Origin of the sequence: Methylobacterium sp. J-048 (genome assembly GCF_022829515.1) — a bacterium.
Taxonomy (GTDB): Bacteria; Pseudomonadota; Alphaproteobacteria; order Rhizobiales; family Beijerinckiaceae; genus Methylobacterium.
Map to the genome: position 1 here is coordinate 1 of NZ_JAKSYL010000058.1, position 13,950 is coordinate 13,950.

Sequence of the window (13,950 nt, forward strand, 5' to 3'; positions counted from 1 at the left end):
GCGGCAACCGCAACCAGGGCGCCCTGGTGGTCAACGCCGCCAACCTCGTCCCGGTCGCCTACAGCGCGATCGGCCGCCGCGACGACGAGTTCGCCGTCGTCCGCGCCGGCCTGAACTACAAGTTCGGCTCGTACTAAGACCAAGCCGACACCGCTTGACCTAAGCATCCCCAGCCCGATCAGACTGGCCGCTTAGGCGAGGAGCGTCCCGGGATCACCTCCCGGGACGTTTTTTTCATATGGGCCGGCCTGGAGCCGTGCCGATCGCGTTGCAATCGGGCTCGCTGATGCCGAACCGGTCTCCACGGCGGCGGCGCGCGCTCTAGGCGTGAACCGCGTGCGCCAGCTCGGCCTTCGACATCCGCGAGCGGCCGGACACGTTCTGCGCCTTGGCTTTGCGCATCAGCTCGGCCTTCGTCGGACCGGACTTGCCACCCTCACGCGCCGCCGCCGCCTTCTTGGCCGCCGCCTTGGGCTGCTTCGAGAACTGCTTGCCCTTGCGCGTATCGGCCCGCTTCTTGGCGGTGCTCGCGGCGTATTCCGCGTCGGTCAAGCTTTCGCGCGCCTTCTTGGGCAGGTAGCGCTCGCCGGTCTTGCCGCTCTCCTGACCGGATTTCGTGCCCCACTCCTCCTCGGTCCATTGCTGGAGGTGGTTGTCGGAATCCTTCCGGCCGGCGTAGCCCCCGCCTTCCTTCTTGTATGCGGCGGTCGCCATCTGGGCCTTGCGGGCCGACCATTGGCCGGGCTTGCCGCCCTTGTCGGACTCGGTAACCTGATGCTTGACCGTGTCCCACAGTTTCGGGTCGGTCTTCTTGGCGGTTCCCGACATCACTGCGCCTCGCGAATATGGATTTGGCCGTCAACACGAGGCCTGCCGCACTGTTCCTGCGAGGCTGGTTCGGGTGGTGCGACCGAAGGTCGGACGCCGCTCGGACAGCCATCCTGACGGGCTTTCCCGTTGCGGCGGCCGGATACCGCGGGCGTCTCGCGCGGTTGTCTCCGAAAGGGAGCCTGCGCATGCCCGACACGCCGACGACCAACACGCAAGACCTCGCCAACACCGAGTACGACGCGCAGCGCCGGGCACGGGCGGCCGCCACGCCCCAACCCAACCCGCCCGATGCTTCTCCAACCTCCTCGGACGAGCGCGCGGAGACGGACCGGCCTGACCTGAAGGGAAAGCAGCATGGCTGACGTGCCGACCGACACGCAGGCGCAGCGGATGCCCCAGGGCAAGCCGAAGAGCGAGGGGCTGGCCAACGCGCCGCTGGACACGGCCACCGGCACGGTCAAGCCCCAGGATGGCCCGATGGATCGGGCCGGCACCGAGGCGGAGGAGGCGGCCCGGGGCGGCACTGGCCTCGGGTCCGAGCGCGACAAGTCCGGCAAACCGTGAGCCGGCTCCCGGGCGCGGCTGCAACTTTGTTTCTGGGCGGTTAAAGCCAAGGTCAGGCGCTATTCAGGCCCCAGGACCAATCTCCCCGGACCTTGCGCCGGGCGGATCCGGCGCAGGCTCGAACAGAGGATCTGACCATGACGCACGTGAAGATGCTCGCGGCAGCCGCTGCCGTCGCCGGCGGTCTCGGCCTCGCCTCCGCCAGCGCCGCGCCCCTGGCACCGCCAGCCGCCGATACGATCACCGGCGCCGCGCCGGTCACAGACGTCGCCTATGGGTGCGGTCCCGGTTTCGCGCCCGGGCCCTATGGCCGTTGCCGTCCGATCTACCGCCGGCCGCGCTTCTACGGCCCCCGCTGCTTCTTCCGCCCGACGCCCTTCGGTCCGCGGCGCGTCTGTCGCTATTGAATCAGCCGCGTGCCGGGGCTTCCCGCCCCGGCGCCTTGCGAGACGGCTTCGCGCTGTCGGCCAGCCAGATTTCGTTTCCGATCGCCACCCCTCCGCGGCAACCCCTCGCCCAGGCCCCGCCGTCCGGCAGCGACGCCAGTCCGGCGCAAGGAAGCGCATTGACATAAGAGGCTGTCGGCGAACTCCGGTCCAGATCGGTCGCCTGTCGAGGCGTGGCGCGTTTCTTCCATTGGGTGCCAGCCGGCCTCGAAAAACTTCCGCGGCCCAGGACGGGGCCATGCGGCCGGAACGGGCAGACCGATGTTTCTCAGCGTGTTCGACGTGTTCAAGCCGGGCATCGGGCCCTCCTCGTCCCACACGATGGGTCCGATGACGGCGGCCGCCGACTTCTTGGATCTCCTGCGCCGGTACGAGGCGCGTGCCGCGGCGGCGGCCCTGCGGGTGAGCCTGCACGGCTCGCTGGCCTTCACCGGCCGGGGACACGCCACCGACCGTGCGGTGGCCCTCGGTCTCCTCGGCTTCCGGCCGGGCGACATGGCCATGGATGAGGCCGAACGCCGGCTCGAGTCCCTGCGGACCGAGAAGCGGCTCGCCCTGGCGGATCTGCCGATCCTCGCCTTCGATCCCGCGACCGCGATCGTGTTCGATTACGGGCCGCCGCTGCCCGGTCACGCGAACGGCCTGGTGATCAGCGCCCTCGACGCGGCGGGCGCGCCTCTCCTGTCCGAGACCTACTACTCGATCGGCGGCGGCTTCGTCGTCACCGCGGCCCAGCGCGCGGCCGAGGTGCCGCCGCCCAGTGCGGCCGCGGACCTGCGGCTGTGGCCCTATCCGTTCGAAACCTCGGCGGCGATGCTGCGCATGGCGCGCGAGAGCGGCCTGTCGGTGGCCGCGATGAAGCGCGCCAACGAGGTCGTCGGCCGCTCCGAGGCGGAGGTCGACGCGGGCCTTACCCGGATCTGGCAAGCGATGAACGGTTGCGTCGAGCGCGGCCTGTCCCGGGAGGGCGAATTGCCCGGCGGCCTGCGGGTCAAGCGCCGGGCCAAGCGCATCCGCGACCAGCTCGAGCGCGAGCACGGCTCGAACACCGCCCAGCCGCACGTCATGACCGACTGGCTGAGCGTGTACGCGATGGCGGTCAACGAGGAGAACGCGGCCGGAGGCCCGGTCGTGACCGCGCCGACCAACGGCGCCGCCGGCGTCGTCCCGGCGGTGATCCGGTACTACACCGACCATTGCATCGGGGCCGATCCGGCGCGGATCCCGGAATTCCTTCTGACGGCTGCGGCCATCGGCGGGCTGATCAAGCACAACGCCTCGATCTCCGGCGCGGAGGCCGGCTGCCAGGGGGAGGTCGGCTCGGCCAGCGCCATGGCGGCGGCCGGCCTCTGCGCCGTGCTCGGCGGGACACCCGCCCAGGTCGAGAACGCCGCCGAGATCGCCCTGGAGCATCACCTGGGCATGACCTGCGATCCCGTCGGCGGCCTGGTGCAGGTGCCCTGCATCGAGCGCAACGGGATCGGCGCCACCAAGGCGGTGGCGGCGGCCTCGCTGGCTTTGCGCGGCGACGGCTCGCACTTCATGCCGCTGGACAATTGCATCGCGGCGATGCGCCAGACCGGCGAGGAGATGAGCGCTAAGTACAAGGAGACCAGCCTGGGCGGCCTCGCCGTCAACCTGCCCGAGTGCTGAGTCGAGATCGCGCCGGAGGATGCGTCTGGCTGTGACTGTGCCAGGCTCAGGATCCAAGACCTCAGGATTTGAGATCGGCCGTGACGCGCTCGGTGCCGCGTGCCGTCGCATCATGCCCCTCGACCATCGCGCGGAGGTCGGCCTCGGTCAGGGGCTGCCCGTCCGGCCCGGTTATGCTGATGCTGTCATGGCCGGCAGCCTGGAAGTCGCCCAGCTTCTTGAGCGCCCATTCCGCATTCGGGCAATTGTACGTCGCGGTCCCGTGGGATTTTCGCGCCCGCACGACGAAGAGCTGTGCCCCCGTCATTCGAGTTCGATGCCCGCGGCGCCGAGGATGACCCGCTGCTTCAGAATAGCGATGCGGTGCGTCCGGATCGTATGCTCGATCTGCGTGACGCCCGGATCGCCGGTGGCGTGCAGGAGCGTCAGCGCGTCGGACAAGGCTGCAATGGCGAACTCGTCCAACAGGATGTTGAACGCGAGCCGCTCACGCAGGGTCGCGCATGTGCAGTCGAGCTGGTCTTTCCGCTGCGGCATGTTGGACAACGAGCGGAACCGCCATTGGTTCTAGCCGTCGCCGCTGCTCGCCAATCGAATCGCCGTGCGCATGCTCGATCGCAGCAACAGGTCAGCAGAACCGCTGCGCCTGCCGCAGGGCGGCTCGCGGAGATCGCGACCGGTTCGGCGGCCGCGCATCACGGAGGGTGATGCGCGGCCCTCGGTGATCATGCGTTCAGCGGCGGCCGCCGTCGGCGCCCGGCTTCATCGCGCGCTCGATGGCTTCCATGGCGCTCTCATACGCCTTCGCCTCGCTGCGATGCGGGCGATCGGATCGCTCGATCAGCTTGCCGCTTCGGCGGATGGCCCATTGGAAATGGCCCTCCGGCTTGGCGATGGGAGAGACCTCGATGGAGTAGGGGTGTGGTACGTCTGACATAAGTGCCCTATGCCAGCCTTGCTGCCCGGATGCCAGTCACCTGCGGACATTCCGCGGCGCAATCTGTCATGGGCTGGGGGCGACGCACCGGCACGGCACCGCCGCCCGGGTATCCGGACAGGCGCGTCCGACCGGTCGTCGCTCCGGCGACAGGCACGCCGCTCCTCGTCAGGGGAGGGGTCGCCCGTCGCAGTCCTGTGCTACACACCCTCGAAACCACGCCGGTGATCCGGCATCGAACACGTTCTAAGGAGAGTTGCAGTGGCGCGTCCGGACCTCGGTACAAAGCGGATTTGCCCGACGACGGGGAAGAAATTCTACGACCTCAACAAGGATCCCGTCGTCTCCCCCTATTCGGGCGAAGTCGTCCCGACCGCCGTCGCGACCTCATTCGGCCGGGCGGCCCCTCCCGTCGTCGCCCGCAAGGAGGCGCCGGCCGAGGAGGAGGACGAGGCCGAGGGCCCCGAGCTCGTGTCGCTCGACGAGGTCGAGGCCGAGGAAGCCGACAAGGACACCGATACCGAGGGCGACGACGCCCTGGACATCGAGGATGACGGCGAGACGGTCGAGGACGATACCCTCGTGGTCGACGAGGACGACGACAACACCACGGACCTCGTCGAGGTCAGCGACGACGACGACGATTAGGACGCTCGGAACGCGATGACGCCGACAGGGGCGTCATCGCGCCTTTGAACCCTTAACGCGGCGCCCAACGGGGCGCACCATTGGGCAGGGCCGATCGACGGGCATGCGGCCGCGACCATCGTGGCGGGTGCAAAGGCAGCCGCGACGGTCGCGGCCACGTCGAGGACGTGATTCGGCCCGATCGGGCAATCCGGGTTCGGCCAGCTGGACATCGACCGCGCAACCGACCTCCCCGATCGCGATGCGCGCATCGCCCCCTGAGGATCCCATCGATGACATCTGCGCCTGCGGCTCCCCGCGCTTGACGGTCTCCCCCGCCGCAGGCGCTCTTGTTCCTGGCCGAACGTGCGGATCGTGCACGGCCTGCTGCCGGATGCTGGAGATCGCGGCGCTGGACAAGCCGGCGGGGATCTTGTGCCGGCACAACACCGGACAGGCCTGTGGGATCTACCCGGAGCGTCCGGAGGCCTGCATCCAGTGGCACTGCCTCTGGCGCCGGATCGGCGCCCTGCCGGATGCGCTGAGACCCGACCGATCGGGTGTGGTCTTTGCGCTCGAGCGGGGGCGCCCTGGTGCAGACGCAACCGAGGGCGCCTGTATCGTGGGCCGTGCCCTGGACGGAGAGCAGGCCTTCGCGCGCTGGGAGGCGGTCGAAGCCTTCGCGATGTTCGTCCGGGAGGGCTCGTTACCGGTCTGGAAGGCGTATGACCGACACGCGACGTTGATGCATCCGGGCCCGGACGTGCCAGGCCGGTAGGTTTCAGTCGCTGATGAGGGATGCGCCTCCCCGCGGCCCGCTTCAAGCACGGGCCAGCGGGAAGGTCGTCGGTTCCACCGGTGCGAGCCGATACGCAACCTGGCTCGCGGGACCGATGGTAGGCGGCTCCGGTTAGCCAAAGCGCAAGCCTGCGCCCACGCTTCGGTCCCGGATCGGGAAAGCTCAGTCGGCCTTCAGGTTGGCCGCGCTCTCCTTGCCGCTGCGCCGATCGGCCTCGACGTCGTAGGAGATCTTCTGCCCCTCGATCAGGTTGCGCATCCCTGCGCGCTCGACAGCCGAGATGTGGACGAACACGTCCTTACCGCCATCATCGGGCTGGATGAAGCCGTAGCCCTTGGTCTCGTTGAACCACTTCACGGTACCGGTAGCCATAGAGTTGTCCTAGTCGTCTCCGGCTCGCCAAAGCGACGTGCCGCATGGGCCGAACGAGCCGCCTTGGCCGACTGTTCCCAAAGTTCCGCGCGTTGGCAACGTCTGTGTCATCCAAATCCCCGCTTTACGCCGCCCGCCGGGACAGCCGGCCGCTGCGCGAGGTGCGGGAGAGGCCGTGCTGGGTCTTGTTCCAGCGCACCGGTGCGCGAATCAGCTCGATCAGAGCCAGCCAAGCGGCCAGGCTGACGAGCAGGAAGTAGAGCGGCATCCAGGGCGCCGCCTGGGCGAGGTCGCCCCAGCCGCGCCGGGCGCAGCCGATCAGGGCCGGCAGGACCATGGCGGCGAGCCCGACGCCGAACAGGGTGATGGCGAACCCTGCGGCGAGATTGTCCGGGAAGGACGGGGCGGCTGGGATCTCCAGAATCAGGAATCGCCAGGCAGCGTAGGCGAAGCAGACCGGGTAGGCCAGTGCCGAGGCTACCGTGCCGGGCACGAGCGCCGCCGCGCAGAGCGCCTCCAGGCCGCCGAGACGGCAGGCATTGGCCAGCGGATGGCGCCCGTGTGCGAGGCTGGTCTGCATCAGACCCTTCATCCAGCGGGTGCGCTGCGCCAGCCACAGGCCGAGTCGGGCGGGCGCCTCCTCGATCGTGGCGCTCGGCAGGTCGCCCACCGCGTAGCCTGCCAGGGCGAGCCGGATCCCGAGATCGGCATCCTCGGTGACATTGTAGGCATCCCAGCCGCGCAGGTCTTGCAGCACGCGGGTGCGCAGATGCATCGAGGTGCCGCCCAGGGGGAGCGGCAGGTCGAGGCGCGTGAGTGCCGGGTTGAGCACGTCGAACAGGCCCGCATATTCGAGCGCGAAGGCCCGAGCCAAGCGGGAATCGTCGGCATTGTCGATCACGAGGCGCCCCTGCAGGCAGGCGGTGCGCTCGGGCAGGCGCGCGAACAGCGACGCGGATAGCCGCGGCTGCTGGGGATCGGGCACATCCTCGGCGTCGTAGACCGTGAGCAGGGCGCCGCGGGCGAGCGGCAGGGCGGCGTTGAGCGCCCGCGGCTTGGTGCGGGGCGCACCCGGCGGCACGGTGATCACCTCGAACCGGGCAGGCAGGGCGAACCCCGCCACGGCCGCCGCGGTCTCCGGGTCGTCCGCCTCGAGCAGGATCTTGATATCGAGCTTGGCCGCCGGATAGTCGAGCGCCATGAGCCCTTGGATCAGGCGGGGCACCACGGCGGCCTCGCGGTGTAGCGCGACCAGCACCGTGTAGACCGGCAATTCGGCGTCCGCGAGCAGGTCCACCGGCTCGGCCGCCACCGGGGCCGGGATGACCAGGGCGGTCAGCCGGAACGTCGTCATCGCCAGGAACAGGCTCTGACCCGCCAGGGTCACCGCACGGGCAAGCGGCGGCGGGAGCAGGGCGAACAGGCACAGCGCCGCGATCGACGCGAGCACGAGGAGGAGGAGCAACCGGCTCGCGGGCTCGCGCGGCACGGCCCGCTCCGGCATGTGGCGCCGCAGATCCTGCGCGGCGTGATCCGCCACCGCTCCGGGGATCGCCGCGAACACCGCCTCGCGCAGATGCGTCGGGCTGATGATCGCCGGCATCGCGGCGCGGTGGGGGGCGTCGAGGAGTTCCGCGATCAGCCGGCCGCGGGGCGCAAGCACGCAGGGCGCGACCGATCCGGGCGCCAGCGGCGCGAGACCGGCGACCAGGCTGTCGGGAAAACGCAGGCCGAGGCCGAACGCGATCGGCCCGTCGAGATAGGGGGCGCCGAGTTTTCGGGCGAGGGCGCGGTAATACGCCGTCTCGTCCATCAGCCCGGCATTCAGGAGGGCGGTCGCCGCGTCGGTGCCGGCAGCGGCGGCATCCTGTGCCGCCCGGATCAGCCGCTGGGCCTCGACACCCTCGGCGAGCAGGAAGGCGATCTCCGGCGGCAGGGAGATCCTGTGGGCGAATGCGGCCGTGGGCAGGCGCTGGACCGACACGCCGGCGCTCCCCCGGTGGCTCCGGGACGTGCTAGGGGAGGGGCGTGAGCCAGACCCGATTCCCACCCTCCGAGAGGAGCATCGCCGCCTTCCCATCGTCAAGGGTGGGCGGGCGACGCGCTCGATCGTCCCTGGCGATGGCCGTTTGCGCCACCCTGGTCTGGGGCGGATGTCGGCCTGCCCGTGCTGCACCGCCCGCAGCGCCGCAAGCTGCAACCCCGGCTGTGACGGTCCCGGATTTCTGGAACCCGCGCAGCCGCGGCGAGCGGATCGAGGCGCCCCAGACCGGCCGGGCGGTCAGGTTCCTGACCGACGACGAGTTCCCGCCGCTGCATTTCGCCGGCCCCGACGGCAACCCGACCGGCTTCGTGGTCGAACTCGCCCGGGCGGTCTGCGAGAAGCTGACGATCCCCTGCACGGTGCAGGCGCGCCGCTTCGATACCCTGCTGGACGCGCTCGACGGCCGGCAGGGCGACGTGATCGCGGCCGCCATCCCGCTGACCGCGACGCTGCGGGAGAAGTTCCTGGCGACGCGGCCGTATTTCCGCTGGCCGGCGCGCTTCGCCGTCCGCACCGACAGGGGCCTGCCGGTCCCCTCGGCCTCGGCGCTGGCCGGCCGCAGCGTCGGGGTGATGGGCGGCAGCGCGCACGCGGCCTACCTCAAGGCCTTCTTCCCGAAGGCGGTCCCGAAGGAATTTCTGGATCTCGCGGCCGCCGAGGGCGCGCTCAAGCGCGGCGAGGTCGACTACCTGTTCGCCGACGGCCTCAACCTCGCCCTCTATGTCGGCGGCCAGGAGGCGGAGAATTGCTGCGCCCTGATCGGCGGCGACTACCTGGAGAACCGCTATTTCGGCGAGGGCATCGGGCTGATCACCCGCCAGGAGGATGCGGCGCTGTCCCGGGCGCTGGACGACGCGCTCCAGCGGGTCTGGGACGATGGGAAATACACCGAGTTGTACCTGCGGTTCTTCCCGGTGAGCCCGTTCTGAGGGGCTTTCTTCCCGACAGCGAATCGGGGATCCTGCACCGCGCTGGGTCTCCCCGACAGGATCGAGGCATGACGGATCTTCTCGACAAGGCGGTGGCCAAGACGCGGGACCTCGCCCCGGAAATGCAGGATGAGATCGCCCGCCTGATGCTGGCCTTCGTCCATGAGGACGCGCCCCTCTACCAGTTCACCCCGGAAGAGGAGGCGGAACTCGGCGAATCCGAGGCCGCGGCCGCGCGGGGTGATTTCGCGACCGACGCGGGGGTACGCGCCATCTGGGCGCAATATGGCCTGTGAAGCTGCGCCTGACCCGACCCGCGGCATCCCAGCTCGACAGGGCGCTCGCCTATCTTAACCGCCGGAACCCGCAGGGCGCGCGCAAGGTGCAACAGCGCCTTCAGGCGGCCATGGACCTTCTGCTGCACGATCCCTTTGCGGGCTCCATGACCGCTCGGCCCGGCATCCGGCGCCTCATGGCACGTCCCTCCCCCTACGCGATCACGTATCCGGTCGCGGCAAACGAGATCGTCATCCTGGGTATCCGTCACACCCCGCGGCGGCCGCAGCCCTGAAAGCTCCGAGCCGCCCCCAACGCCCCCGGGACACCGGATTGCACCGGCAGCCGTTCCGCTGGGGCTCGAACCGCTCTAGGGTGCGCGATCCCAGCATTCCCTCAGTCCCGAAATCATGCCCGCCGCACCTGCCCTGATGCTCGCCCCCGACCTGATCGAGGCCGCCGCCAATGCCGCCGCCTGGCCGTTCGAGGAGGCGCGCAAGCTCGTCGCGCGGCTGGAGAAATCCGGCAGGACCGAAGTGCTGTTCGAGACCGGCTACGGACCGTCGGGGCTGCCGCATATCGGCACCTTCGGGGAGGTCGCCCGCACCTCCATGGTCCGCCACGCCTTCCGGGTGCTGACCCGGGACGCGGTACCGACCCGGCTGCTCGCCTTCTCGGACGACATGGACGGGCTGCGCAAGGTCCCGGACAACGTGCCGAACCGCGAGATGCTGGCCGCCCATCTCGGCAAGCCGCTGTCGCGGATCCCGGACCCGTTCTCGAACGAATTCCCCTCCTTCGGGGCGGCGAACAACGCCCGGCTGCGCGCGTTCCTGGACAGCTTCGGCTTCGACTACGAGTTCGCCTCCGCCACCGACTACTACACGTCGGGCCGGTTCGACGCGGCGCTTCTGCGTGTCCTAGAGCGCTACGATGCCGTGATGGAGATCATGCTGCCGTCGCTGCGCGCCGAGCGCTCGGCCTCCTACTCGCCGTTCCTGCCGCTCCACCCGGTCACCGGTCACGTCATGCAGGTGCCGATCGACGAGGTGCGGGTCGAGACCGGCACCTTGGTCTGGCGCGATCCCGCCACCGGCGAGCGCTACGAGACCCCGGTGACCGGCGGCCACGCCAAGCTGCAATGGAAGCCCGACTGGGCGATGCGCTGGGTCGCCCTCGGCGTCGATTACGAGATGGCCGGCAAGGATCTGATCGACTCGGTCAAGCTGTCGGGCAAGATCGCCCGGGCGCTCGGCGGCGAGCCGCCGGAGGGCTTCAACTACGAGCTGTTCCTCGACGAGAAGGGCCAAAAGATCTCGAAGTCGAAGGGCAACGGCCTGACCATCGACGACTGGCTGAAATACGGCACGCCGGAATCGCTCGCCTTGTTCATGTACAACAAGCCGCGCGAGGCCAAGCGCCTGTTCTTCGACGTGATCCCCCGGCACGTGGACGAGTATATCGGCTTCCTCGACCGCTATGCCGGCCAGGACGCGAAGCTGCGCCTCGGCAACCCGGTCTGGCACCTGCATGCCGGCAACCCGCCGGAGCCCGAGCGGGTCGAGGGCGCGAGCCTGACCTTCGCGATGCTGCTCAACCTCGCCGCGGTGGCCAACACCGAGGATCCGGCCGTGCTGTGGGGCTTCATCCGCCGCTACGCGCCGCAGACCGGGCCGGAGACCCATCCGGGCCTCGACCGGCTGGTGGTCCACGCGCTCAAGTATTTTTCGGATTTTGTGCGCCCGGCCAAGACCTACCGGGAGCCCACCCCGGAGGAGCAGGCCGCCCTGGAGGATCTCTCCGAGACGCTTGCAGCGCATGCCGGCTCCACCGATCCGGAGGCCCTGCAGGCGGCGGTCTACGAGGTCGGGCGGCGCCACTTCCCCGATACGTCCGGCAAGGCAAAAAGCCCGGACGGGCGCCCCGGCGTGTCGCAGGCGTGGTTCACGAGCCTGTACAACGTGCTGTTCGGCGAGGCGCGGGGCCCGCGCTTCGGCTCCTTCGTGGCCCTCTACGGGGTGGCGGAGACCCGGGCGCTGATCGCATCGGCCCTGTCGGGCGCTCTGGTGGCCGAGCACGCCGCGTTCACGGCCGGCGCGGCCAAGGTCGCGTGAGGTCGCGATGATCGTCGACAGCCTCGAGACGCTGGAGGCGATCTACGCCGTGCCCTTGGCCCCCGCTTCCGTGGTCAAGGTGACGGCGGCGATCACGCCGGACTATGCGGCCCTGATCGCCGCCTCGCCGTTCGCGGTGCTGGCCACATCCGGCCCCGAGGGGCTCGATTGCAGCCCGCGGGGCGACCGGCCGGGCTTCGTCCGGGTCGCCGACCCGCGCACGCTGATCCTGCCGGATCGGCGCGGCAACAACCGGATCGATTCCCTGCGCAACGTCGTGCGCGACCCCCGGGTGGCGCTGCTGTTCCTGATCCCGGGCTCGGGCACCACCTTCCGGGTGAACGGTAGGGCGGTGATCTCCGCCGATCCGGATCTCCTGGACTCGTTCCGGGTCGACGGCCACGCGCCGCGCACGGCCCTCGTGATCACGGTCGAGGAAGCATACTTCCAATGCGCCCGCGCGATCGTCCGCGCCCGGCTGTGGGAGCCCGAGGCCCGGGTCGATCCGGCGGACCTGCCGAGCCCCGGGGCCATGCTGGCCGCGCTCACCGCGGGCGATGTCGGCGGCCAGGCCTACGACGCGGAATGGCCGGGACGGGCCGCCAAGACGATGTGGTGAGGGCCCGGCGGCCGCTCCGGTCGTCAAGACGAGGTAAGAAACAGGACTACGCGAGGCCGAGGAACAGCGCGAGGGACCGCGTCACCGCCAGCAGGGTCGCGTCATCGAGGCGGCCGATCGGCGGCCCGACCTTCTCCCGCCGCACCGACATGCCCTTGTCGATCTGGATCTGAGACGGCTTGTTTAGGCCGTTCCCCGGCGTCGGCTGCACGGTCAGCCGGATCAGCGGTGCGTCCACCAAAGTCGCCGACAGCAGGAGGACCGTCACGGTGCCGGTCTCGGCGAATGCGTCGGACTGGATCACGAGGGCCGGACGCGGTTTCCCGAAATCGCCCGCCATGGCCACGGTGACGAGGTCGCCGCGCCTCACGTCTCGGCCGGGTCTTCGAGATCCGCGAGGGCGGCGTCGAGGAAGGCGCTCAATTCGGGGTCGGAGGCATCGGCTGCCGCCACCAGCAGCGATTGCCGTCGGCATTCCTCGGCGAAACCCGGCCGGGTCGTGTCCGGCACCCAGATCTGCACCGGCCGGAGCCCGGCCGCGCGCAAGGCGTCCCGACGCTTCCGAACCCTCTGGGCGATGGACGTGACCATCGATGCCCCCATCCGTTACATGTAACAGATAGGGATACGGGATAAGAAACGTCAAGGCGAAGCGGGCAGCCCGGACAGATCGCCGAAGGTGCGCGGAGCGACGCGACCGGGCGTGGTTTCACCCCACCAGGGCGAGACCGGGTTGGGAAAAATCCTGCGTCTCGGTCTCGGGGATCACGTCGACCTCGACCTTGAGGCGCTGCTTGCCGGAGCCGCTGACGATGCCGTCGACCGGGGCCACGTCGCCGTAGTCGCGGCCGCGGGCCACCACGATGTGGTCGTCCCGCACAGCCACGCCGTTGGTCGGGTCGAGGCCGAGCCAGCTCTCGCCGCACCAGACCGCCACCCAGGCGTGGCTCGCATCCGCCCCGCGCAGGCGTGGCCGGCCCGGCGGCGGCACCGTGCGCAGGTAGCCGCTGACATAGGCCGCCGGCAGGCCCATGCCGCGCAGGCCCGCGATCATCACGTGGGCGAAGTCCTGGCAGACCCCGGCCCGGAGGGCGAAGGATTCGGCGAGCGGCGTGCGCACGTTCGTGGCCTTGGCGTCGAACCGGAAATCGGCGCCGATGCGCAGCATCAGATCGTAGGCCGCCCCGTAGGCGCTGCGGCCGGGGGGAAAACTGAGCCTCGCGTAGTCGGTCACATCGGGGACGAGGGGCACCCGGCCGCTCGGGAACAGGAAATGGACCGGCGCCCGGCCGCCGAGATCGCGCGAGGCGACCACGGCGTCGCGGACCCGCTCCCAGGGCTGGCCGGCCTCGGGCTCCGGCGGGGTGCGGCGCTCGACCCGCACGGTGGAGAGCGCCTCAACGCTGAAAGTGGTGTGGGGCGTATCCAGGGTGATCGCCACGGCCTCGATCCCGAAATAGTCCCGCCGCATCAGCGCGGTGGTCGGGCTCGGATCGATGGTCACGGCGCTCGCCAGCACGCTCTGGCCCTCGCCGTCCTGCGGCTTGAGCCGCAGGGAGCAGCGGGCGAAGCGCACCGGCTTGCCGTAGCGGTAGGTGGTGCGGTGGCGCAGCGTGTAGATCATCCCGGCGGCCGCGCGATTCGACGTCTGTCCCCTGAACCATACGCCGAATTCGTCACCGGTTCGGCGGTGCCCGTGCTGCAGGCACAAGAATCTAAGCGGGCCATCCGTGTGCAGG

20 protein-coding genes and 1 pseudogene are annotated in these 13,950 nt (G+C 70.0%); 12 read left to right on the plus strand and 9 right to left on the minus strand.

Translation table 11 applies throughout. The annotated features are described in order from the left end of the window. Positions 1 to 137: pseudogene (locus MKL09_RS03410) on the plus strand (porin family protein); the annotation flags it as partial. Between the two features lie 184 nt (positions 138 to 321). On the opposite strand, the gene MKL09_RS03415 reads toward MKL09_RS03410, so the two are convergent. Continuing rightward, entirely contained in the window at positions 322 to 828 is a 507-nt protein-coding gene (locus tag MKL09_RS03415) for a hypothetical protein (protein ID WP_244017966.1), read from the minus strand. Positions 829 to 1,016: 188 nt separating this feature from the next. On the opposite strand from MKL09_RS03415, the gene MKL09_RS03420 reads away from it, so the two are divergent. The 4 genes from MKL09_RS03420 to MKL09_RS03435 all read left to right on the plus strand — a co-directional run bounded on the left by MKL09_RS03420 (position 1,017) and on the right by MKL09_RS03435 (position 3,494). After that, positions 1,017 to 1,193 (plus strand): hypothetical protein, encoded by a 177-nt coding sequence (locus MKL09_RS03420; protein ID WP_244017968.1) that lies wholly within the window; start codon positions 1,017 to 1,019, stop codon positions 1,191 to 1,193. Then, entirely contained in the window at positions 1,186 to 1,395 is a 210-nt protein-coding gene (locus MKL09_RS03425) for a hypothetical protein (protein ID WP_244017970.1), read from the plus strand. The genes MKL09_RS03420 and MKL09_RS03425 overlap by 8 nt, the downstream gene beginning before the upstream one ends. A gap of 137 nt (positions 1,396 to 1,532) precedes the next feature. Then, positions 1,533 to 1,802, plus strand: a complete 270-nt coding sequence (locus tag MKL09_RS03430) for a GCG_CRPN prefix-to-repeats domain-containing protein (protein WP_244017972.1) — start codon at positions 1,533 to 1,535, stop codon at positions 1,800 to 1,802. 300 nt (positions 1,803 to 2,102) lie between these two features. Next, positions 2,103 to 3,494: an L-serine ammonia-lyase gene (locus MKL09_RS03435; protein WP_244017974.1), complete on the plus strand. Its 1,392-nt coding sequence runs from the start codon at positions 2,103 to 2,105 to the stop codon at positions 3,492 to 3,494. A 61-nt stretch (positions 3,495 to 3,555) separates the two neighbouring features. On the opposite strand, the gene MKL09_RS03440 is transcribed toward MKL09_RS03435, so the two are convergent. From MKL09_RS03440 to MKL09_RS03450, 3 genes are all read right to left on the minus strand, one after another. Beyond that, the gene (locus MKL09_RS03440) at positions 3,556 to 3,801 is read right to left on the minus strand and encodes a hypothetical protein (protein ID WP_244017976.1); all 246 of its coding nucleotides are present in this window, start codon (positions 3,799 to 3,801) and stop codon (positions 3,556 to 3,558) included. Continuing rightward, a complete protein-coding gene (locus tag MKL09_RS03445) occupies positions 3,798 to 4,040 on the minus strand; it encodes a hypothetical protein (protein WP_244017978.1) in 243 nt (80 codons plus the stop codon). The genes MKL09_RS03440 and MKL09_RS03445 overlap by 4 nt, the downstream gene beginning before the upstream one ends. A gap of 187 nt (positions 4,041 to 4,227) precedes the next feature. Next, positions 4,228 to 4,431 (minus strand): hypothetical protein, encoded by a 204-nt coding sequence (locus MKL09_RS03450; RefSeq protein WP_007563121.1) that lies wholly within the window; start codon positions 4,429 to 4,431, stop codon positions 4,228 to 4,230. Positions 4,432 to 4,692: 261 nt separating this feature from the next. On the opposite strand from MKL09_RS03450, the gene MKL09_RS03455 reads away from it, so the two are divergent. Further along, positions 4,693 to 5,079 (plus strand): TIGR02300 family protein, encoded by a 387-nt coding sequence (locus MKL09_RS03455; protein WP_244017980.1) that lies wholly within the window; start codon positions 4,693 to 4,695, stop codon positions 5,077 to 5,079. A 373-nt stretch (positions 5,080 to 5,452) separates the two neighbouring features. Beyond that, positions 5,453 to 5,836 (plus strand): hypothetical protein, encoded by a 384-nt coding sequence (locus MKL09_RS03460; protein ID WP_244017982.1) that lies wholly within the window; start codon positions 5,453 to 5,455, stop codon positions 5,834 to 5,836. A gap of 183 nt (positions 5,837 to 6,019) precedes the next feature. Here the strand turns inward: MKL09_RS03460 and MKL09_RS03465 are convergent, their stop codons facing one another. Together MKL09_RS03465 and MKL09_RS03470 are read right to left on the minus strand one after the other, a co-directional pair. Continuing rightward, the gene (locus MKL09_RS03465; RefSeq protein ID WP_007563113.1) at positions 6,020 to 6,229 is read right to left on the minus strand and encodes a cold-shock protein; all 210 of its coding nucleotides are present in this window, start codon (positions 6,227 to 6,229) and stop codon (positions 6,020 to 6,022) included. 124 nt (positions 6,230 to 6,353) lie between these two features. Then, positions 6,354 to 8,213 (minus strand): glycosyltransferase family 2 protein, encoded by a 1,860-nt coding sequence (locus tag MKL09_RS03470; protein ID WP_244017984.1) that lies wholly within the window; start codon positions 8,211 to 8,213, stop codon positions 6,354 to 6,356. A gap of 137 nt (positions 8,214 to 8,350) precedes the next feature. Between MKL09_RS03470 and MKL09_RS03475 the strand changes: the two genes are divergently transcribed. The 5 genes from MKL09_RS03475 to MKL09_RS03495 all read left to right on the plus strand — a co-directional run bounded on the left by MKL09_RS03475 (position 8,351) and on the right by MKL09_RS03495 (position 12,211). Next, positions 8,351 to 9,202 (plus strand): transporter substrate-binding domain-containing protein, encoded by an 852-nt coding sequence (locus MKL09_RS03475; protein ID WP_244017986.1) that lies wholly within the window; start codon positions 8,351 to 8,353, stop codon positions 9,200 to 9,202. Between the two features lie 68 nt (positions 9,203 to 9,270). Beyond that, positions 9,271 to 9,498 (plus strand): hypothetical protein, encoded by a 228-nt coding sequence (locus tag MKL09_RS03480; RefSeq protein ID WP_244017988.1) that lies wholly within the window; start codon positions 9,271 to 9,273, stop codon positions 9,496 to 9,498. Further along, a complete protein-coding gene (locus MKL09_RS03485; RefSeq protein ID WP_244017990.1) occupies positions 9,495 to 9,773 on the plus strand; it encodes a type II toxin-antitoxin system RelE/ParE family toxin in 279 nt (92 codons plus the stop codon). Before MKL09_RS03480 ends, MKL09_RS03485 begins: the two co-directional genes overlap by 4 nt. A 115-nt stretch (positions 9,774 to 9,888) precedes the next feature. Next, entirely contained in the window at positions 9,889 to 11,592 is a 1,704-nt protein-coding gene (locus MKL09_RS03490) for a lysine--tRNA ligase (RefSeq protein ID WP_244017992.1), read from the plus strand. A gap of 7 nt (positions 11,593 to 11,599) precedes the next feature. Further along, positions 11,600 to 12,211, plus strand: coding sequence for a pyridoxamine 5'-phosphate oxidase family protein (locus tag MKL09_RS03495; RefSeq protein ID WP_244017994.1), 612 nt, complete (start codon positions 11,600 to 11,602; stop codon positions 12,209 to 12,211). A 46-nt stretch (positions 12,212 to 12,257) separates the two neighbouring features. Here the strand turns inward: MKL09_RS03495 and MKL09_RS03500 are convergent, their stop codons facing one another. The 3 genes from MKL09_RS03500 to MKL09_RS03510 all read right to left on the minus strand — a co-directional run bounded on the left by MKL09_RS03500 (position 12,258) and on the right by MKL09_RS03510 (position 13,835). After that, positions 12,258 to 12,581, minus strand: coding sequence for a type II toxin-antitoxin system PemK/MazF family toxin (locus tag MKL09_RS03500; RefSeq protein ID WP_244017996.1), 324 nt, complete (start codon positions 12,579 to 12,581; stop codon positions 12,258 to 12,260). Beyond that, complete coding sequence (locus MKL09_RS03505) at positions 12,578 to 12,802, minus strand: antitoxin MazE family protein (protein ID WP_244017997.1); 225 nt, start codon at positions 12,800 to 12,802, stop codon at positions 12,578 to 12,580. Before MKL09_RS03505 ends, MKL09_RS03500 begins: the two co-directional genes overlap by 4 nt. A gap of 118 nt (positions 12,803 to 12,920) precedes the next feature. After that, entirely contained in the window at positions 12,921 to 13,835 is a 915-nt protein-coding gene (locus tag MKL09_RS03510) for a transglutaminase family protein (RefSeq protein ID WP_244017999.1), read from the minus strand. Positions 13,836 to 13,950 lie beyond the last annotated feature (115 nt).